The following is a 19063-nucleotide window of genomic DNA, read 5'->3' on the forward strand; positions in this document are numbered from 1 at the left end:
TAAAAATGCATTTAAGCGTGAAAACATCGTCTACATCTCATTTTTACAGCAAAAACCTCGTTATTACGACCCACTCCTTTTATCTCATATCCTGTAAATGATAGCCTTCGCGCCACAAATATCTGGCTGATCACCAGAAACAGACTGTTGAACTAAAAACACCCATATAGAAAGTGGATTATTGCAATTGGGATCGCGATCACTGATGCATTTACCAGATAAATGTATCTTCCCGCCCCACTTGTTACGGAGAAAATCATTAAAAAACCGTAAACAAACGAATTTAGTATTACTTAATTGATTTTAATCATTATATTTGGTCGCTTCCTCCAGGAGAAACAGATGGAAACCACTCAAACCAGCACTATCGTTACGGGTGAATCCCGCAGCGGATGGCGCAAAACAGACACCATGTGGATGCTGGGCCTGTACGGCACGGCAATCGGTGCGGGCGTGTTGTTCCTGCCGATTAATGCCGGTGTCGGCGGTATGATCCCCCTGATTATCATGGCAATCCTTGCCTTCCCGATGACCTATTTCGCTCACCGCGGAATGACCCGTTTTGTGCTTTCCGGTAAAAACCCGGGCGAAGACATCACTGAAGTGGTTGAAGAGCACTTTGGCGTTGGCGCAGGTAAGCTGATTACGCTGCTCTATTTCTTCGCCATCTACCCGATTCTGTTGGTGTATAGCGTGGCGATCACCAATACCGTCGAGAGCTTTATGACGCACCAGCTGCAGATGACGGCACCGCCGCGTGCAATCCTCTCGCTGATTCTGATCGTGGGTATGATGACCATCGTGCGTTTCGGCGAGCAGATGATTGTTAAAGCGATGAGTATTCTGGTCTTCCCGTTTGTGGTCGCCCTGATGATTCTGGCACTGTACCTGATCCCGCAGTGGAACGGCGCAGCACTGGAAACCCTCTCCCTGAGCAGCGCCTCCGCCACCGGTAACGGCCTGTGGATGACGTTGTGGCTGGCGATTCCGGTAATGGTGTTCTCCTTTAACCACTCACCGATCATCTCCTCCTTCGCCGTGGCGAAGCGCGAAGAGTACGGCGACGGCGCAGAGAAGAAATGCTCCAGCATCCTGGCTCGCGCCCACGTCATGATGGTTATCACCGTGATGTTCTTCGTCTTCAGCTGCGTACTGAGCCTGTCTCCGGCAGACCTGGCGGCGGCCAAAGATCAAAACATCTCGATTCTCTCTTACCTGGCGAACCACTTTAACGCACCGCTGATTGCCTGGATGGCACCGATCATTGCAATGATTGCCATCACCAAATCCTTCCTCGGCCACTACCTTGGCGCACGTGAAGGCTTTAACGGCATGGTGATCAAGTCCCTGCGCGGTAAAGGTAAAAGCATCGAAATCAACAAACTGAACAAAATCACAGCGCTGTTCATGCTGGTCACCACCTGGATTGTGGCGACCCTGAACCCAAGCATTCTCGGCATGATCGAAACCCTCGGCGGCCCGATTATCGCGATGATTCTGTTCCTGATGCCGATGTACGCGATTCAGAAAGTCCCGGCCATGCGCAAATACAGCGGCCACATCAGCAACGTCTTTGTTGTGATTATGGGCCTGATTGCCATCTCCGCTATTTTCTACTCTCTGTTCAGCTAATCCCCCTTCGCGCCGCCAACTGGCGGCGCGCTTCCCGACAGTACTGGATGCATCATGATCAGCGTATTCGATATTTTTAAAATCGGCATTGGCCCGTCCAGCTCCCATACCGTTGGACCCATGAAAGCGGGCAAACAATTCACCGATGACCTTATTGCACGTGGGCTGCTTGCTGACGTCAGCAAAGTCGTTGTCGACGTTTACGGCTCCCTTTCCCTGACCGGTAAAGGCCACCACACCGACATCGCCATTATTATGGGCCTTGCGGGCAACCTGCCAGACAGCGTCGATATCGACGCCATCCCGGGGTTTATTCAGGACGTCAACACCCACGGACGTCTGATGCTGGCGAACGGCCAGCATGAAGTCGACTTCCCGGTTGACCAGTGCATGAATTTCCATGCCGACAACCTGTCGCTGCACGAAAACGGCATGCGTATCACCGCCCTTAACGGCGACAAGGTGCTCTATACGCAAACCTACTACTCCATTGGCGGCGGTTTTATCGTCGATGAGCAACACTTCGGCCAGACCAATGAAGCCCCGGCCGTAGTACCTTACCCGTACAAAAATGCCGCAGATCTGCAACGACACTGCCGTGAAAGTGGGCTCTCTCTGTCCGGCCTGATGATGCAAAACGAACTGGCATTGCACAGCAAAGCACAGCTGGAACAGCACTTCGCGGCGGTGTGGGAAGTGATGAGCGGCGGCATTGAACGTGGCATTACCACCGAAGGCGTTCTGCCGGGCAGATTGCGGGTACCGCGCCGCGCCGCCGCCCTGCGCCGGATGCTGGTCAGCCAGGACAATACCAACAGCGACCCGATGGCGGTTGTTGACTGGATTAATATGTTTGCTCTGGCAGTCAACGAAGAAAATGCGGCCGGTGGTCGCGTGGTCACGGCGCCCACCAACGGCGCCTGCGGTATCGTGCCGGCGGTACTCGCCTATTACGATAAGTTTATCCGTAAGGTGAACGCTAACTCGCTGGCTCGCTACCTGCTGGTCACCAGCGCCATCGGCTCGCTGTATAAGATGAATGCCTCTATTTCCGGCGCCGAAGTGGGCTGCCAGGGCGAGGTCGGCGTAGCTTGTTCAATGGCGGCGGCTGGTCTGGCAGAACTGCTAGGCGGCAGCCCGGGCCAGGTGTGTATCGCGGCTGAAATCGGCATGGAACACAATCTGGGTCTGACCTGCGATCCGGTAGCAGGCCAGGTGCAGGTTCCCTGCATCGAGCGTAATGCTATCGCCGCCGTGAAAGCGGTAAACGCCGCGCGCATGGCGCTTCGCCGCACCAGCGAGCCGCGCGTCTGTCTCGATAAAGTTATCGAAACCATGTACGAAACGGGCAAAGATATGAACGCCAAGTACCGCGAAACTTCTCGCGGCGGTCTGGCAATGAAAATCGTCGCCTGCGATTAATCAGCACAAACAACGCCCTGAGCAGCAACGCTCAGGGCGATATTATCTTGTCTCAGACAGACTTGTTCAGGCGTTAGCGCAGGTCTCCGACTTTGACGTGGTCCATATCGTCAAACACCTGGTTCTCCCCTACCATCCCCCAGATAAAGGTATACGCGCGCGTCCCCACACCCGAGTGAATCGACCAGCTCGGTGAAATCACCGCTTGTTCGTTTTGCACCACAATATGCCGCGTCTCCTGCGGTTGTCCCATCATATGGAACACGCAGCTGTTCTCTTCCAGACCGAAGTAGAAATAGACCTCCATCCGGCGCTCATGCGTATGGCACGGCATCGTATTCCACAAATTGCCAGGCGCAAGCTCGGTCAGCCCCATACTCAGCTGGCAGGTTTCCAGCACATCCGGTACGAAATACTTGTTAATGGTGCGACGGTTACTGGTCACATCCTCACCCAGCACAACGGGCGCGACGTCCGCAGGGGTCACGCGTTTTGTCGGATAGGTGGTATGGGCTGGCGCGCAGTTATAATAGAAACGGGCAGGCTTCGCCGCATCGACGCTGGCAAAGACCACCTCTTTTGCCCCTTTCCCGACATACAACGCGTCGCGATGGCCGATTTCATAACAGGTACCATCGACGGTAATGGTGCCCGGTCCCCCGATATTGATAACCCCCAGCTCGCGGCGTTCAAGGAAGTAACTGACGCCGAGCTGCTTGCCCACTTCGCCGCCTACGCTCACGGTCTGGGTCACCGGCATCACGCCGCCGACGATAATGCGATCGATATGACTGTAGGTCATGGTATAGCGATCGGCGGTAAAGATGGTCTCAACCAGAAACTCTTTGCGTAAGCCTGCAGTATCAAGCGTTTTGGCATGATCGCTGTGAATGCTTTGACGAATATCCATTTATGACTCCTCACTGAAAAATCAATACAGGCGCGGCAACCACCTCTATCTCATTCATAAAAAACGATATTTAATAAAATTAATTACCCATTGTTCACATTTAGTTGCGTTGAAAATATCTTATCAGTGCGGTAATAAAAACAATGTAATCCAAATTGAAATGTTATTTCAATTTTATTTGGTTATGGTTTTTTAAAAGGATGGCATACCCAGACAGGTCACAACATTTAAGGCTATAGCCTTAACAAGGCTCTCCGGAGTCACGCAGGGTCGGTGATAAGGCAAAAGAACAAGATCTGGCCCAGGTAGTACGAAATCATTAACGGGTGATCATTCAGTCCAAAGAGCCATAAGGCTCCTTTTATTTTCAGCTATGCCACCGTTTTGTCATTTAGAGACTATCCCAGTCAGCATTCATCACCGCCGAATATGACGCCTTTGCGCGGCGCATTCCTGAATATCCGCATGCCGATAGCCACTCCCGCACGGCTTTGATACCCTTAGGGTTTAGAGAACACCGGGCGCTAAGGGGGCATCTGTGGCCGTTCATCTGTTAATTGTCGACGCACTCAATCTGATCCGTCGCATCCATGCTGTTCAGGGCTCTCCCTGCGTGGATACCTGCCTGCATGCGCTGGAACAGCTCATCGTCCATAGTCAGCCCACACATGCCGTGGCGGTGTTTGATGATGAAGATCGCGCTCACGGCTGGCGCCACCAGCGTCTGCCGGAATACAAAGCCGGGCGCTCGCCGATGCCAGAAACGCTGGAGGCTGAAATGCCCGCGCTGCGTGCGGCCTTTGAGCAACGTGGAATACGCTGCTGGACCTTAGCAGGCAATGAAGCAGACGACCTCGCCGCCACCCTGGCGATAAAAGTCGCGCATGCCGGGCATCAGGCAACCATCGTCTCCACCGATAAAGGCTACTGCCAGCTGCTGTCACCCCCGATCCGTATCCGCGACTACTTTCAAAAGCGCTGGCTGGATGCCCCTTTCATCGCCAACGAGTTTGGCGTCATGCCCGAGCAGCTACCCGATTACTGGGGACTTGCCGGGATCAGCAGTTCAAAAGTGCCGGGGGTGGCAGGGATCGGCCCAAAAAGCGCGGCACAGCTGTTGACAGATTTTCAGGATCTGGAGGGGATCTATGCCCGTCTGGCCGACGTGCCTGAGAAGTGGCGCAAGAAGCTGGAAATGCATAAAGAGATGGCGTTTACCTGCCGCGAGGTAGCCCGTCTGCAGACCGACCTGCAGCTCGACGGCAATTTACAGCAGCTTCGACTGACGCCGTAAACTTGCCTGCGGCGACAGGGCGATAGCAGTATCGCCCTGTGTACTGACCGACAACATTATCTACCAGGCCGTATGATACAGCGCCACAATGTCTGCCAGGCTGGCTTCCCGCGGATTTCCGCCGGTGCAGACATCGTCAAAAGCCGCCTGCGCCAGCGCCGGAATATCCTCTTTGCGAACCCCGACATCGCGTAAATGCAGCGGGATCCCAACATCGCGGTTAAGACGCAAGACCGCGTCAACCGCCGACTGCCGGGCCTGCTCCAGACTCAGATCTTCGACTTTCTCCCCCATGGCCCGGGCAATATCGCGAAACTTCTCGCCGCTGAAGTTGGCGTTATAGTGCATCACATGAGGCAATAAAATGGCGTTTGCTACCCCATGCGGGGTGTTGTAAAACGCCCCTAAAGGATGCGCCATGCCGTGCACCAACCCCAATCCCACATTGGAGAAGCCCATGCCAGCAATATACTGCCCCAGCGCCATCGCCTCTCCCGCCTGGCGATCGCCGGCGACAGAGTCTCGCAGCGCCCCGGCAATTACCTCGATGGCTTTAATGTGCAGCGCATCGGTCAGCGCCCACGCCGCCCGCGTGATGTAACCTTCAATGGCATGGGTCAGCGCATCCACCCCGGTCGCCGCTTTTAATGCCGGCGGCATGCCGTCCATCATATCGGCATCGATAAACGCCACCTGCGGAATATCATGCGGGTCAACACAGACAAATTTGCGCCGCTTGTCTTCGTCGGTGATCACGTAGTTAATGGTCACCTCAGCCGCCGTCCCGGCGGTGGTCGGGATGGCCATGATCGGCACGCTCGGCTGGCGGGTCGGCGACAGACCTTCCAGACTGCGCACATCAGCAAATTCCGGGTTATTGCTAATAATGCCGATCGCCTTCGCGGTATCCTGCGGAGAGCCGCCACCTATTGCGATCAGATAGTCCGCACCACTGTGTTGGAATACCCGCAGCCCTTCCTGTACCACGGCAATTGTTGGATTAGGGATCGCCCCTGCAAAGAGATCCCACGTCAGCCCCGCGGCATCCATCTTGCGGGTCACCTGCTCAACCGTACCGCATTGCGCCAGATTTTTGTCGGTCACAATCAGCGCCTTACGATATCCCCGACGGGCCACTTCATCGGTTAACGCGGCGATCGATCCCCGCCCAAACCATGCCGTCTCATTTAAAATCATTCTGTTCGCCATCGCTGCCTCCCGCTTGCTTTGCGAATCACTCTTCAATCCGTAACCCGTAGGTTTTGAATTTTTCCAGCACGATGGCAATCGCCTCGTCGTCCAGCACCGGAACGGGATCGACTATCGCCAGGGTACTGAGATAAAGCTGGGCCAGGACTTCCACTTCGTGGGCCAGCCACAGCGCCTTTTCCAGATTCTCTTCGCAGGCAATCAGGCCATGGTGTTGCAGCAAGGTCGCTTTGCGATTTTTTAACGCCACGGCGACAAACTCAGACAACTCACGGGTGCCAAACGTGGCATACGGCGCGCAAGGAATCGAGTTCCCTCCGGCGGCGGCAATCATGTAGTGGATCGCCGGGATCGGACGATTGAGGATCGACACCGCCGTGCAGTGCACCGCGTGGTTATGAACAACCGCATGAGCATCGGGCCGTGTCTGGTAGGCCGCCATATGGAAACGCCACTCGCTCGACGGCAGTTTCCCCTGCTCGTGCTGGCCGTTTGCATCGATCCACACAATGTGCGACTCGGTCAGCTTTTCATAAGGAATGCCCGTCGGGGTAATCAACATTCCCCCCTGATAGCGCACGCTGACATTCCCTGCGGTGCCCTGGTTCAGCCCCAGTCGGGTCATCTCCAGGCAAGTATCAATAATCTGTCGCGCCAGTCTGTTACGTTCCATTCTTAACCTCTCTCAGTGATTCATAACCCGACCAACAGAACCGTTTTCACGCCGCTCTGGTTCTGTTGAATAAGCTTTATAGTTATTCGCTATGATCATATTGAATAATCAGAATGGAATTTACATCAGCGTATTCTGTGACCCCCATCAACTAATTCCATTGGTTTAATTCCGGCGCCATCTCTTTCAGCAGAAAAAAATGCCCGTTATTATTTTTACGTTTCTAAACGGTCATTCATCAATGGCATTTAACAACTGACCGTTTTCACCACAATAAATTAAATCGGTCACTCCGACTGTGGCTTTTAAATTAAATCGTCGCAAACGGTCATTCTTTTATGAAAATTAAAGTGATAGCTATCACATAAAATCACCGTTCCCTGGGGAAATGTGACCGCTATCATATTAAAAGCCCTTTTTTATTTGAAAATGACCTCCACGAATTCATTTACCCCACGATTTATTCAAAATGCAGTGTCGTGGCGAATGGTGAATAACGAGTCTGTACGCCCAGGCACTCACCCTGTTGATGGTCTGGTGAACAATATCAACCGCACTCTTAAGATGCTGATAATGCTTCTGAACTAATGAGGATGCTATGGGAAACACAACAATACAAACGCAGAGCTTTCGCGCGGTCGATGTCGGCCAACGCCAGCGCTATATCATTCCATTTGCCTTACTGTGTTCATTATTTTTTCTGTGGGCTGTCGCCAATAACCTTAATGATATTTTGCTGCCGCAATTCCAGCAGGCCTTTACCTTAAGTAATTTCCAGGCTGGTTTGATTCAGTCGGCATTTTATTTTGGCTACTTTGTCATTCCTATCCCCGCCGGGATACTGATGAAAAAGCTTAGTTATAAAGCGGGTATTATTACCGGATTGTTCTTATATGCTTTCGGTGCGGCGCTATTCTGGCCTGCAGCTGAAATAATGAATTACACTTTATTCCTAATCGGCCTTTTTATTATTGCAGCCGGACTCGGGTGCCTTGAAACCGCGGCCAACCCTTTTGTCACGGTATTAGGGCCTGAAAGCGGCGGTCACTTTCGTCTCAATCTGGCACAAACGTTTAACTCCTTTGGCGCCATTATTGCGGTGGTATTTGGGCAAAGTCTTATTTTGTCACGCGTGCCGCATCAATCTCAGGACGTGCTCGATAAACTGACCCCTGAGCAACTCAGCGCCTACAAACACAGCCTGGTCTTGTCGGTTCAGACCCCGTACATGATTATCGTCGCTATCGTGCTGCTGGTTGCTCTGCTGATCATGCTGGCAAAATTCCCGGCGCTACAGAGTGACGACCACAGTGAAACCGAACAGAGCTCCTTCATGGCCTCATTTGCCAGACTTGCCCGTATTCGCCACTGGCGCTGGGCGGTGCTGGCACAATTCTGCTACGTCGGCGCGCAAACCGCCTGCTGGAGCTATCTGATCCGCTACGCCATTGAAGAGATCCCCGGCATGACCCCAGGGTTCGCCGCTAACTACCTGACCGGCACGATGGTGTGCTTCTTTATCGGTCGTTTTAGCGGAACCTGGCTTATCAGCCGCTTTGCCCCGCATAAAGTGCTCGCGGCCTACGCCCTGCTGGCCATGGTGCTGTGCCTGATCTCTGCCATCAGCGGTGGGCATATCGGCTTGCTGGCCCTGACCTTGTGCAGCGCATTTATGTCCATTCAGTACCCAACCATCTTCTCGCTGGGGATCAAAAATCTCGGCCAGGACACCAAATACGGGTCGTCGTTTATCGTCATGACGATTATCGGCGGCGGGATCGTCACGCCAGTGATGGGCTTTGTCAGCGATGCCGCCGGCAATATTCCCACCGCAGAACTGGTCCCGGCGCTGTGCTTTGCCGTCATCTTTATTTTTGCCCGCTTCCGTTCACAAGCGGCAACACACTGAACATTTTCCGAATAACGTGAGGAGTCTGAAATGAAAAGTATCAGCTTACCGAAAATTGGTATTCGCCCGGTGATTGACGGACGTCGTATGGGGGTTCGCGAGTCGCTGGAAGAACAAACCATGAACATGGCGAAAGCCACCGCCGCGCTGATCGGCGAGAAACTCCGTCATGCCTGCGGCGCGCAGATTGAGTGCGTGATTGCCGACACCTGCATCGCAGGCATGGCGGAATCCGCCGCCTGTGAAGAGAAGTTCAGCCGCCAGAACGTCGGCGTGACCATTACCGTCACTCCTTGCTGGTGCTACGGCAGCGAAACTATCGACATGGACCCGATGCGCCCGAAGGCCATCTGGGGCTTCAACGGCACCGAGCGCCCCGGCGCCGTGTATCTCGCCGCCGCGCTGGCCGCCCACAGCCAGAAAGGCATTCCGGCCTTTTCTATTTATGGCCATGACGTTCAGGATGCCGACGACAACACCATTCCGGCCGACGTCGAAGAAAAACTGCTGCGTTTTGCCCGCGCCGGGCTGGCAGTTGCCAGCATGAAAGGTAAAAGCTATCTCTCCGTTGGCGGCGTATCGATGGGCATCGCCGGCTCCATCGTTGACCATAACTTCTTTGAATCCTGGCTGGGGATGAAGGTCCAGGCGGTGGACATGACCGAGCTGCGCCGCCGCATCGACCAGAAGATCTATGACGAAGTCGAACTGGAAATGGCGCTGGCCTGGGCGGATAAAAACTTCCGCTATGGCGAGGACCAGAACGCCCAGCAGTATAAGCGCAATGAAGAACAGAGCCGCGCGGTGCTGAAAGAGAGCCTGCTGATGGCGATGTGCATTCGCGACATGATGCAGGGCAACAGCAAGCTGGCGGAAAAAGGGCTGGTTGAAGAGTCGCTGGGCTTTAACGCCATTGCCGCCGGCTTCCAGGGCCAGCGTCACTGGACCGATCAATACCCCAACGGCGATACCGCCGAGGCGCTGCTCAACAGTTCCTTCGACTGGAACGGCGTGCGTGAACCGTTTGTTGTCGCCACCGAGAACGACAGCCTTAACGGGGTGGCGATGCTGATGGGCCACCAGTTGACCGGTACCGCGCAGGTCTTTGCCGACGTGCGTACCTACTGGTCGCCGGATGCCGTCGAACGCGTCACCGGCCAGCCGCTTACAGGCCTGGCGCAGCACGGCATTATTCACCTGATTAACTCCGGTTCAGCGGCGCTCGACGGCTCCTGTAAACAGCGGGACGGCGCCGGTAATCCGACGATCAAACCGCATTGGGACATTACGCAACAGGAGGCCGATGCCTGCCTGGCGGCCACCGAGTGGTGCCCGGCGATCCACGAATATTTCCGCGGCGGCGGCTTCTCTTCCCGCTTCCTGACCGAAGGCGGCGTGCCGTTTACCATGACCCGCGTGAACATCATCAAAGGACTGGGGCCGGTACTGCAAATTGCCGAAGGCTGGAGCGTCGAACTACCTGAAGAGGTACATGCCCAGCTGGATGCGCGGACCAACTCCACCTGGCCTACCACCTGGTTTGCGCCGCGCCTGACCGGCAAAGGCCCGTTCGCCGATGTCTACTCGGTGATGGCTAACTGGGGCGCCAACCACGGAGTGCTGACCATTGGTCACGTCGGCGCTGACTTTATCACCCTGGCGTCGATGCTGCGTATTCCGGTGTGCATGCACAACGTGGAAGAGGGCAAAATCTACCGGCCTTCCAGTTGGTCGGCCCACGGCATGGACAGCGAAGGCCAGGATTATCGCGCCTGTCAGAATTACGGACCACTGTACAAACGTTAATGCGCTGCGCCCTCCCCACGCGGTAGGGCGTAATGGTTTGCTGGGAGAGATTATGAAAAATGAAGTCATCCTGGTCCTCGATTGCGGCGCCACCAACGTGCGGGCCATCGCTGTCGATCGCCAGGGGAAGATTGTCGCCCGCGCATCGACCGCCAACGCCAGCGAGAGTGCCTACGAGAATGCGGCCTGGCACCAGTGGTCGCTGGACGCCATTCTGCAACGCTTCGCTGAGTGCTGCCGGCGCCTGAGCACGGAGCTGGCTCACTGCCGGATCCGCGGCATCACCGTCACCACTTTCGGCGTGGACGGCGCGCTGGTCGATGAACAGGGCGAACTGCTCTACCCGATCATTAGCTGGAAATGCCCGCGTACGCTCGCGGTGATGGAAAACATCGGCCGCATCATGACCCCGCAACGGCTACAGGAAATTTCCGGCGTCGGCGCATTCAGCTTCAATACGTTATACAAGCTGGTATGGCTCAAAGAGAACCATCCGCAGCTGCTGGAAAAAGCGCACGCCTGGCTGTTTATCTCCTCATTAATCAACCACCGCTTAACCGGGGTGTTCACCACCGATATCACCATGGCGGGCACCAGCCAGATGCTCGATCTTCATCAGCGTGACTTTAGCCCGGCGATCCTCGATGCCGCCGGGATTCCTCGTCGCCTGTTTCCTGCGCTGGTTGAAGCCGGTGAGCGAATTGGCGTCCTGCAACATACAGCCGCCACGCTGCTAGGGCTGCCTGCCGGGATACCGGTGTTCTCTGCCGGTCACGACACGCAATTTGCCCTGTTTGGCGCTGGCGCGCAGCAGGATGAGCCGGTGCTCTCCTCCGGGACATGGGAAATCCTGATGGTGCGTAGCGCCAGGGTTAACACATCATTGCTCAGCCAGTATTCCGGTTCTACCTGCGAGCTGGACAGTCGGGCCGGACTGACTAACCCCGGCATGCAGTGGCTGGCATCCGGCGTGCTGGAGTGGGTACGCAAGCTGCTCTGGAGCGCAGAAACGCCGTGGCAAACCCTGATTGACGAGGCCCGTCAGATCCCCGAGGGTGCCGGGGGGGTGACCATGCAGTGCGATCTGCTCGCCTGCCAGAATGCCGGCTGGCAAGGCGTCACGCTCAATACCACCCGCGGCCATTTTTATCGCGCCGCGCTGGAAGGCTTAGCCGTCCAGCTGCGAAATAACCTGCATACCCTTGAAACCATCGGCCACTTTAAGGCCAGCGAACTGCTGCTGGTCGGCGGCGGCAGTCGCAACCTGCTGTGGAATCAAATCAAAGCCAACATGTTGAATATCCCAATCAAAGTCCTGGATGACGCCGAAACCACCGTCGCCGGCGCGGCAATGTACGCCTGGTCTGGCGCGGGGGAGTTTGCCACGCCCGAGGAGGCCAGAGCCCAGGTGAACTATCATTACCGTTACTTTTACCCGCAAACCGAACCTGAACTGACAGAGGGAGCCTGAAATGTTAAAAACGATCTCTCCACTTATCTCTCCGGAACTGCTTAAGGTGCTGGCTGAGATGGGCCATGGGGATGAAATTATTTTCTCCGACGCGCACTTTCCTGCCCACAGTGTCGGGCCGCAGGTACTGCGTGCCGACGGTCTGCTGGTCAGCGATCTGCTGCGGGCGATTATTCCGCTGTTTGAGCTCGACAGCTACGCACCGCCGCTGGTGATGATGGCGGTGGTTGAGGGCGATACGCTCGACCCGCAGGTGGAAACGCGCTACCGCGACGCGCTTTCGTACCAGGGTTCCTGCCCGGAGATCACGCGTATCGACCGTTTTGCCTTCTATGAACGGGCGCAAAAAGCCTTTGCGATCGTTATCACAGGCGAGCGAGCTAAGTACGGGAATATTCTTTTAAAAAAAGGAGTAACGCCGTAATCTCATGCCGGAGCGTCCGCCTGATGCGGGCGCTCATCGAATGACAGGATGAGACAATGAAAGCGGCACGCCAGCAAGCGATAATAGACCTGCTAATCAGCCACAGTAGCCTGACGACCGAAGCCTTATCACTCCAGCTTAACGTCAGTAAAGAGACGATTCGCCGCGATCTCAGCGACCTGCAGTCCAGGGGCAAAGTGTTGCGTAACCACGGGCGGGTCAAAATCATTCATCGGGAGAGCCAGGACAGCGGCGATCCGTTTCACATCCGCCTCAAAAGCCATTATGCCCATAAAGCGGACATCGCCCGCGGCGCGCTGGCGTGGATCGAAGAAGGGATGATAATCGCCCTGGATGCCAGCTCCACCTGCTGGTATCTGGCCCGTCAGCTGCCGGATATCAACCTGCACGTGTTTACCAACAGCCAGCCCATTTGCCAGGAGCTGAGCAAGCGCGAAAATATTCAGCTCACCTGCTCCGGCGGCACTCTGCAACGCAAATATGGCTGCTACGTCAGTCCGTCGCTGATCTCCCAGCTCAAGTCGCTGGAGATCGATCTGTTTATTTTTTCCTGCGAGGGCATCGATAGCAACGGTGCATTGTGGGATTCGAACACTGTAAATGCCGAGTTTAAATCGCTGCTGCTCAAACGCGCGGCACAGTCGTTATTGTTGATCGATAAAAGTAAGTTTAACCGTTCTGGAGAGGCCAGTATTGGCCATCTTGATGATGTGACACATATCATTTCTGATGAGCAACTGACGGTGAAGTAGCGCCATCGTCGCCGCGGACACGGCGCCGACAGGCGGCGCCGCGATACCCTCATCATGCGGTAACTGAAGGCAAGTCTCTCCGGGCGTTCACTTGCGCTTAGCGCTCGTCCCGACGCCCGCCAACCGCCGCCCACAGGCGACGGATGTGCACGGTCACTTCTTCACGATCGTGATACAGCTGACGCGCCTGAATCTGCGCATTGATGCCATTTTCGTCCAGCTGTTCCTGGATAAAGGCAAGGTTACGCGACAGCTCTTCGTAACGCTTTTTCATCGGCAGTTTGAGGTTGAAAATGGTTTCACGGCACCAGCCATTCACCAGCCATTGGGCCATCAGCGCCGCCACTTTAGCCGGTTTTTCCACCATATCACACACCATCCACGAGATGTTGTTGCGGGTTGGGCGGTAGCGGAATCCATCTTCACGTAACCAGGTCACCTGCCCGGTATCCATCAGGCTCTGCGCCATCGGGCCGTTATCCACGGAAGAGACCCACATATTGCGTTTGACCAGCTGATAGGTCCAGCCGCCAGGGCAGGCCCCGAGGTCTACCGCATACATGCCGTTGCCCAGGCGCTCGTCCCACTCATCGGCAGGAATAAAGACGTGGAACGCCTCTTCCAGCTTCAGCGTTGAACGGCTCGGCGCATCGGACGGGAACTTGAGACGCGGGATCCCCATATAGAATGGCGAATTGTTGGTGGTGTAGGAATAACCGGTGTAGCAGCAGCCCGGGGCAATAAAGAACACGTGTACTACCGGGCGTTTTGGCGTTTCGTAGTTGGTCAGTACGCCAGCTTCGCGCAATGCAGCGCGCAGCGGAACCGTCAGCTTGCGGCAGAACTTCATCAGCTCTTTGCTTTCGTTGGTGTCGGCGACTTCAACCCGCAGATCGCCGCCCTTCTCCACCACGCCCTGCAGCATGCCGACAATCGGTGTGATGCGATCTTCTGGCGGCAGGTCGCGCAGCAGCTCGCCAACGACAAACATCTGACGGGCAAAGACCAACGAGCTGAACGGCAGTTCGCGCACCAGCTTGTCGCCATCTTCCATCTGATAGCATTCAAAAATGACATAGCCAGAGTCTTCTTTAACCCTGGCAAAGCCAAAGACGTCAAGGCGGGAAGCCTTGTCCGTAATTTCTGCTGCGCACTCCTTCTCAAACCCGGGGCGACAATAGAGGACAACCTTATTCATGAACAACGCCCTTACGTTTCAGACGAATTGCACCAATTAACATTAATACCCAACCGGCGAGGAAGCTCACGCCTCCCACCGGCGTAACAAACGCCCACAGGCGTAAATGCGACAGCGCCAGGCAATAGAGGCTGCCGCTGAATAATACGGTACCGAGCGCCATAAACACGCTGCTCCAGTAGAACCAGATACTGATGCGACGCTGCATCGCCACCGCCAGGCCGAAAATCGCCAGCGTATGGAACGCCTGGTACTCAAGCCCGGTATGGATCCAGGCCATTTCCGTCGCCCCTATGGTGCGACTCAGCACATGAGCGCCAAAGGCGCCCAGAGCAACAAAAATAAAACCGCTTATCGCGGAGAATATCAGCATAAAACGGCTGGTCATGTTTTTTACCCTACAATCATCTATTGTTCGTAACGAAAACGAAATTTTTCTTGTTCGCTCGCCGCTTTCGCCAGAATCCACTGCCGGAAGGCGGCTATTTTACCCAGTTCAGCCTGACTGTCATGACAAACCAGATAAAAAGCATTCTTACTGACCAGGACATCATTAAACGGGCAGACCAGTCTCCCGGCTTCAATTTCGGACTGGGACATCACGTTATTCGCGAGCGCCACCCCTTGCCCGTGAATCGCCGCCTGCAGCACCATCGCGCTGTGGCTGAAAATAGGCCCCTGTTGCACATTAATATGGCTTAGACCTAGCTGGCGGGTATAAGTTTGCCAGTCACGACGGGAAGCATCGTGCAACAGCGTATGTTGCGCCAAATCGGCAGGCGTTTTCAATGCTCTGTCGCCGGTCAACAAGGCCGGTGAGCACACGGGCAGCAGATATTCAGCGTACAGTTTTTCGACGCGTAGCCCCGGCCAGTTGCCCCGGCCATAGAAAATCGCCACGTCGACGTCATCCGCCAGCTTATCCTCCTGACGGTCCACCGCCTGGATCCTGACATCGATCCCCGGATAAGCTGAGTTAAAGCTTGAAAGTCGCGGCACCAGCCACTGAATCGCAAAACTGGGCAGTAAACTGACCGTTAAGGCCCCTTTTGCACTGCGGGCCTGCAGTTTACGCGTCGCTTCGGTCAGTTGCGAAAAAATCTCTTTAATATCCTGAAAATAGCTCTGTCCTTCTTCCGTCAGCAGCAGCGAACGGTTGCGGCGTCGAAACAGCTTCAGCCCTAGAAAATCCTCTAGTGACTTGATTTGATGACTTACTGCGGCCTGGGTCACAAAAAGCTCATCGGCGGCGCGAGTGAAGCTTAAATGACGTGCGGCTGCATCAAAAACACGTAATGCATTCAGGGGGGGTAATCGCTTTGACATAGTTATTCTGGCTTAGATGTTAAGGCAATTTAACAAACAGGAAACAACAGTTAACCTATTAGTTTTTTTTATCTGAGACATTATAATTTGTCCGTTGAGGTTCTACCAGCAAATACCTATAGTGGCGGCACTTCCTGAGCCGGAACGAAGAGCTTTTTTTGGAATGCGTGTTCCAACAAGCTTTTGGCTTACGGTTGTGATGTTGTGTTGTTGTGTTTGCAATTGGTCTGTCTTTGCGGACCATGGTAGCTAAGCTACCCCTTTTCACTTCCTGTACATTTACCCTGTCTGTCCATAGTGATTTAATGTAGCACCGCAACAAGCGGTGCTTTTTTTTGCCTGTCCGTCACCGCTTGCTCACAATTCCCCACACTCTTGCTCTCTCCAGCCTTGCCCTGATGGCTAATTTGCGCGACGATCGTCGTATATAACCTAAATAATTCGAGCTCCATGAACGCATTCAACCCTGCGCAATTTCGCGCCCAGTTTCCTGCGCTGGCCGATGCTGGCGTTTACCTTGATAGCGCTGCGACGGCGCTGAAGCCGCTTGCAGTGATCGACGCCAGCGACCAGTTTTATCGCCTTAGCGCAGGTAACGTGCATCGCAGCCAGTTCGCTGCTGCCCAGCGGCTGACCGAGCGCTATGAAGATGCCCGTGAACGCGTGGCAACGCTGCTCAACGCGCCATCCGCCAAAGACATCGTCTGGACCCGCGGCACCACAGAAGCCATTAATATGGTGGCGCAAAGCTATCTTCGCCCGCGCCTGAAGCCCGGCGATGAGATCATCGTCAGCGAGGCGGAGCATCATGCCAACCTGGTGCCCTGGCTGATGGTGGCAGAGCAGACCGGTGCGCGGATCGTTAAACTGCCGATCGGCGCCGATCGCCTACCGGATGTCACCCTGCTGCCTTCGTTGATCACCCCGCGCAGCCGGCTGCTGGCGATCGGTCAGATGTCCAACGTCACCGGCGGCTGTCCGGACCTGGCGAGCGCGATTCGTCACGCCCATGATGCCGGGATGGTGGTCATGGTAGACGGGGCGCAAGGCGCAGTTCATTTCCCCGCCGACGTACAGGCGCTGGATATCGATTTTTATGCTTTTTCGGGCCATAAACTGTATGGCCCGACCGGGATTGGCGTGCTCTATGGCAAAAGCGATCTCCTCGACGCCATGTCACCGTGGCTCGGCGGCGGCAAGATGATTTCGCAGGTGACCTTCGAAGGATTCACCACCCAGCCGGTGCCCTATCGCCTGGAAGCGGGTACGCCCAACGTCGCCGGGGTGATTGGCCTGAGCGCGGCGCTGGAGTGGCTGGAAGATTGCGATATCACCCAGGCCGAAAGCTGGAGTCGTAGCCTGGCGACGCTGGCCGAAGAGGCGTTGGCCAAACGACCGGGGTTCCGTTCGTTCCGCTGCCAGGATTCCAGCCTGTTGGCCTTTGATTTCGCCGGCGTACACCACAGCGATATGGTCACCCTGCTGGCAGAGTCCGGTATTGCGTTACGCGCCGGGCAGCACTGCGCCCAACCGCTGCTGGCGGCACTGGGCGTCAGCGGTACCCTGCGGGCCTCGTTTGCCCCTTATAATACCCAGGACGATGTTTACGCGCTGGTTCACGCCGTTGACCGCGCCCTGGAAATACTGGTGGATTAATGACAGCTTCACATCCGTTCGGCACTGCCGTCACCGATGCAACGTTACGGCAAACCTTCGTCCCGCTGACCCAGTGGGAGGATAAATACCGGCAACTGATTTTACTCGGCAAAAAGCTTCCCGCGCTGAGCGACGAATTAAAAGCTCAGGCTCGGGAGATCGCCGGCTGTGAGAACCGCGTCTGGCTGGGATATCAGGTGGTTGATGGCAGGCTGCATTTCTTCGGCGACAGCGAAGGGCGCATCGTGCGTGGGCTACTGGCGGTGCTGCTGACCGCCGTTGAAGGCAAAAGCGCAGCCGAGCTGCTGGCGCAGGATCCGCTGGCGTTGTTTGATGAGCTGGGGCTTCGCGCTCAGCTGAGTGCTTCACGCAGCCAGGGGCTGTCGGCCCTCAGCGCTGCGGTGCTTGCCGCCGCCCGCGAGGTATAGCAACTGATTCCCCCGGCTGGCACGGCGCCTGGCCGGGGAAAGCAAAACGCTTATCCCTGACGTTCGGCCTTCGCCAGCATTTTCTTCAATGCATGGGATACGGCAACAAAGCCAAAGGTGGCGGTCACCATCGTCGCCGCGCCAAACCCGGAGGCGCAATCCATCCGTTTCGGGCCTTCGGCGGTGCTCTTCATGGCGCATACGCTGCCGTCGGCCTGCGGATAGACCAGCGCTTCGGTAGAGAAGACGCAATCAATCCCCAGCTTACCTTTGCTGTTTTTCACCACGCCAAACTGCCCTTTCAGCCGCTCACGCAGCTTCGCCGCCAGCGGATCCTGGATAGTTTTCGCTAGATCAGCCACCTGAATCTGCGTCGGGTCGATTTGCCCGCCCGCACCGCCGGTGGTCACCAGCGGCACTTTATTACGGCGACACCAGGCAATCAGCGCCGCCTTGGGACGCACGCTATCGATAGCATCAATCACGTAGCTATAACCGGCACCCATATACTCAGCCACGTTTTCCGGCGTGACAAAATCGTCAATCACCGTCACCCGGCATTCCGGGTTAATCAGGCGGATACGCTCGGCCATCACCTCAGCTTTCGCCAGCCCGACGTTGCCGCCCAGGGCGTGAATCTGCCGGTTGGTGTTGGTAACACAGACATCGTCCATGTCGATGAGAGTGATCGCGCCAATACCGGTTCGAGCCAGCGCTTCCGCCGCCCAGGAGCCAACGCCGCCAATGCCAACGACGCAGACGTGCGCCTGCGCAAAACACAGCAACGCTTTTTCACCATATAAACGCGCCGTACCGCCAAAACGCTGGCGCCAGGCATCGCTGATTACAACAGACATAAAACCTCAGAATAAGTGGAAAAACCCGGAGGGTGCCACAGGCGCCGTCGCGGGCTACCGTCGCCCCGGTACGCA

General features: G+C 55.7%; 17 protein-coding genes. 10 read left to right on the forward strand and 7 right to left on the reverse strand.

Annotated features, from left to right (window positions below):
• The first annotated feature begins 342 nt into the window (after nt 1–342).
• Complete coding sequence (locus ACMYSO_RS09140; protein WP_434670217.1) at nt 343–1632, forward strand: HAAAP family serine/threonine permease; 1290 nt, start codon at nt 343–345, stop codon at nt 1630–1632.
• A gap of 54 nt (nt 1633–1686) precedes the next feature.
• A complete protein-coding gene (locus tag ACMYSO_RS09145) occupies nt 1687–3054 on the forward strand; it encodes an L-serine ammonia-lyase (RefSeq protein WP_434583283.1) in 1368 nt (455 codons plus the stop codon).
• Between the two features lie 73 nt (nt 3055–3127).
• On the opposite strand, the gene kduI is transcribed toward ACMYSO_RS09145, so the two are convergent.
• On the reverse strand, nt 3128–3964 hold the full coding sequence (gene kduI, locus ACMYSO_RS09150; RefSeq protein ID WP_434670219.1) for a 5-dehydro-4-deoxy-D-glucuronate isomerase: 837 nt from the start codon (nt 3962–3964) through the stop codon (nt 3128–3130).
• Nucleotides 3965–4502: 538 nt separating this feature from the next.
• On the opposite strand from kduI, the gene xni reads away from it, so the two are divergent.
• Complete coding sequence (gene xni / locus ACMYSO_RS09155; RefSeq protein WP_434670220.1) at nt 4503–5258, forward strand: flap endonuclease Xni; 756 nt, start codon at nt 4503–4505, stop codon at nt 5256–5258.
• A gap of 60 nt (nt 5259–5318) precedes the next feature.
• On the opposite strand, the gene fucO is transcribed toward xni, so the two are convergent.
• Together fucO and fucA are read right to left on the reverse strand one after the other, a co-directional pair.
• Complete coding sequence (fucO, locus tag ACMYSO_RS09160; protein WP_434670222.1) at nt 5319–6467, reverse strand: lactaldehyde reductase; 1149 nt, start codon at nt 6465–6467, stop codon at nt 5319–5321.
• Nucleotides 6468–6492: 25 nt separating this feature from the next.
• A complete protein-coding gene (gene fucA / locus ACMYSO_RS09165) occupies nt 6493–7140 on the reverse strand; it encodes an L-fuculose-phosphate aldolase (protein ID WP_434670224.1) in 648 nt (215 codons plus the stop codon).
• A gap of 598 nt (nt 7141–7738) precedes the next feature.
• Here fucA and fucP point away from each other — a divergent pair.
• Genes fucP through fucR form a run of 5 tightly spaced genes read left to right on the forward strand, consistent with a single transcriptional unit; the run spans nt 7739 to nt 13523 of the window.
• Nucleotides 7739–9049, forward strand: coding sequence for an L-fucose:H+ symporter permease (gene fucP, locus ACMYSO_RS09170; protein WP_434583276.1), 1311 nt, complete (start codon nt 7739–7741; stop codon nt 9047–9049).
• Nucleotides 9050–9079: 30 nt separating this feature from the next.
• Nucleotides 9080–10855, forward strand: coding sequence for an L-fucose isomerase (fucI, locus tag ACMYSO_RS09175; protein ID WP_434670226.1), 1776 nt, complete (start codon nt 9080–9082; stop codon nt 10853–10855).
• 52 nt (nt 10856–10907) lie between these two features.
• Entirely contained in the window at nt 10908–12326 is a 1419-nt protein-coding gene (gene fucK / locus ACMYSO_RS09180; RefSeq protein WP_434670227.1) for an L-fuculokinase, read from the forward strand.
• A 1-nt stretch (nt 12327) separates the two neighbouring features.
• Nucleotides 12328–12750 carry an L-fucose mutarotase gene (gene fucU, locus ACMYSO_RS09185; RefSeq protein WP_434670229.1) on the forward strand — a complete coding sequence of 141 codons (423 nt, stop codon included), beginning with the start codon at nt 12328–12330 and terminating at the stop codon, nt 12748–12750.
• Nucleotides 12751–12806: 56 nt separating this feature from the next.
• Nucleotides 12807–13523, forward strand: coding sequence for an L-fucose operon activator (gene fucR / locus ACMYSO_RS09190; RefSeq protein ID WP_434670231.1), 717 nt, complete (start codon nt 12807–12809; stop codon nt 13521–13523).
• Nucleotides 13524–13620: 97 nt separating this feature from the next.
• Here fucR and rlmM read toward each other — a convergent pair whose 3' ends face one another.
• From rlmM to gcvA, 3 genes are read right to left on the reverse strand one after another with little or no spacing between them, the layout of a single operon-like run.
• Nucleotides 13621–14721, reverse strand: coding sequence for a 23S rRNA (cytidine(2498)-2'-O)-methyltransferase RlmM (gene rlmM / locus ACMYSO_RS09195; protein ID WP_434670232.1), 1101 nt, complete (start codon nt 14719–14721; stop codon nt 13621–13623).
• Nucleotides 14714–15109, reverse strand: coding sequence for a DUF423 domain-containing protein (locus ACMYSO_RS09200; protein ID WP_123756691.1), 396 nt, complete (start codon nt 15107–15109; stop codon nt 14714–14716). The genes rlmM and ACMYSO_RS09200 overlap by 8 nt, the downstream gene beginning before the upstream one ends.
• Before the next feature lie 20 nt (nt 15110–15129).
• A complete protein-coding gene (gene gcvA / locus ACMYSO_RS09205) occupies nt 15130–16047 on the reverse strand; it encodes a glycine cleavage system transcriptional regulator GcvA (RefSeq protein ID WP_123756690.1) in 918 nt (305 codons plus the stop codon).
• A gap of 450 nt (nt 16048–16497) precedes the next feature.
• On the opposite strand from gcvA, the gene csdA reads away from it, so the two are divergent.
• Both csdA and csdE read left to right on the forward strand, forming a co-directional pair.
• Nucleotides 16498–17703 (forward strand): cysteine desulfurase CsdA, encoded by a 1206-nt coding sequence (csdA, locus tag ACMYSO_RS09210; RefSeq protein WP_434670233.1) that lies wholly within the window; start codon nt 16498–16500, stop codon nt 17701–17703.
• A complete protein-coding gene (csdE, locus tag ACMYSO_RS09215; protein ID WP_434670234.1) occupies nt 17703–18131 on the forward strand; it encodes a cysteine desulfurase sulfur acceptor subunit CsdE in 429 nt (142 codons plus the stop codon). The genes csdA and csdE overlap by 1 nt, the downstream gene beginning before the upstream one ends.
• A gap of 50 nt (nt 18132–18181) precedes the next feature.
• Here the strand turns inward: csdE and tcdA are convergent, their stop codons facing one another.
• Nucleotides 18182–18988, reverse strand: a complete 807-nt coding sequence (gene tcdA / locus ACMYSO_RS09220; RefSeq protein ID WP_434670235.1) for a tRNA cyclic N6-threonylcarbamoyladenosine(37) synthase TcdA — start codon at nt 18986–18988, stop codon at nt 18182–18184.
• Nucleotides 18989–19063: the final 75 nt, after the last annotated feature.

The organism is Klebsiella sp. B345, assembly GCF_051131735.1.
In the GTDB taxonomy this organism is placed as follows: Bacteria; Pseudomonadota; Gammaproteobacteria; order Enterobacterales; family Enterobacteriaceae; genus Klebsiella.

Excerpts from the sequence above, each read along its gene's own strand:
- rlmM (WP_434670232.1), bottom strand. The coding sequence starts at position 14,721 with ATGAATAAGGTTGTCCTCTATTGTCGCCCCGGGTTTGAGAAGGAGTGC.
- fucP (WP_434583276.1), top strand. The coding sequence starts at position 7,739 with ATGGGAAACACAACAATACAAACGCAGAGCTTTCGCGCGGTCGATGTC.
- csdE (WP_434670234.1), top strand. The coding sequence starts at position 17,703 with ATGACAGCTTCACATCCGTTCGGCACTGCCGTCACCGATGCAACGTTA.
- fucR (WP_434670231.1), top strand. The coding sequence starts at position 12,807 with ATGAAAGCGGCACGCCAGCAAGCGATAATAGACCTGCTAATCAGCCAC.
- fucI (WP_434670226.1), top strand. The coding sequence starts at position 9,080 with ATGAAAAGTATCAGCTTACCGAAAATTGGTATTCGCCCGGTGATTGAC.
- fucK (WP_434670227.1), top strand. The coding sequence starts at position 10,908 with ATGAAAAATGAAGTCATCCTGGTCCTCGATTGCGGCGCCACCAACGTG.
- fucO (WP_434670222.1), bottom strand. The coding sequence starts at position 6,467 with ATGGCGAACAGAATGATTTTAAATGAGACGGCATGGTTTGGGCGGGGA.
- gcvA (WP_123756690.1), bottom strand. The coding sequence starts at position 16,047 with ATGTCAAAGCGATTACCCCCCCTGAATGCATTACGTGTTTTTGATGCA.
- fucA (WP_434670224.1), bottom strand. The coding sequence starts at position 7,140 with ATGGAACGTAACAGACTGGCGCGACAGATTATTGATACTTGCCTGGAG.
- ACMYSO_RS09145 (WP_434583283.1), top strand. The coding sequence starts at position 1,687 with ATGATCAGCGTATTCGATATTTTTAAAATCGGCATTGGCCCGTCCAGC.
- tcdA (WP_434670235.1), bottom strand. The coding sequence starts at position 18,988 with ATGTCTGTTGTAATCAGCGATGCCTGGCGCCAGCGTTTTGGCGGTACG.
- fucU (WP_434670229.1), top strand. The coding sequence starts at position 12,328 with ATGTTAAAAACGATCTCTCCACTTATCTCTCCGGAACTGCTTAAGGTG.
- ACMYSO_RS09200 (WP_123756691.1), bottom strand. The coding sequence starts at position 15,109 with ATGACCAGCCGTTTTATGCTGATATTCTCCGCGATAAGCGGTTTTATT.
- ACMYSO_RS09140 (WP_434670217.1), top strand. The coding sequence starts at position 343 with ATGGAAACCACTCAAACCAGCACTATCGTTACGGGTGAATCCCGCAGC.
- kduI (WP_434670219.1), bottom strand. The coding sequence starts at position 3,964 with ATGGATATTCGTCAAAGCATTCACAGCGATCATGCCAAAACGCTTGAT.
- csdA (WP_434670233.1), top strand. The coding sequence starts at position 16,498 with ATGAACGCATTCAACCCTGCGCAATTTCGCGCCCAGTTTCCTGCGCTG.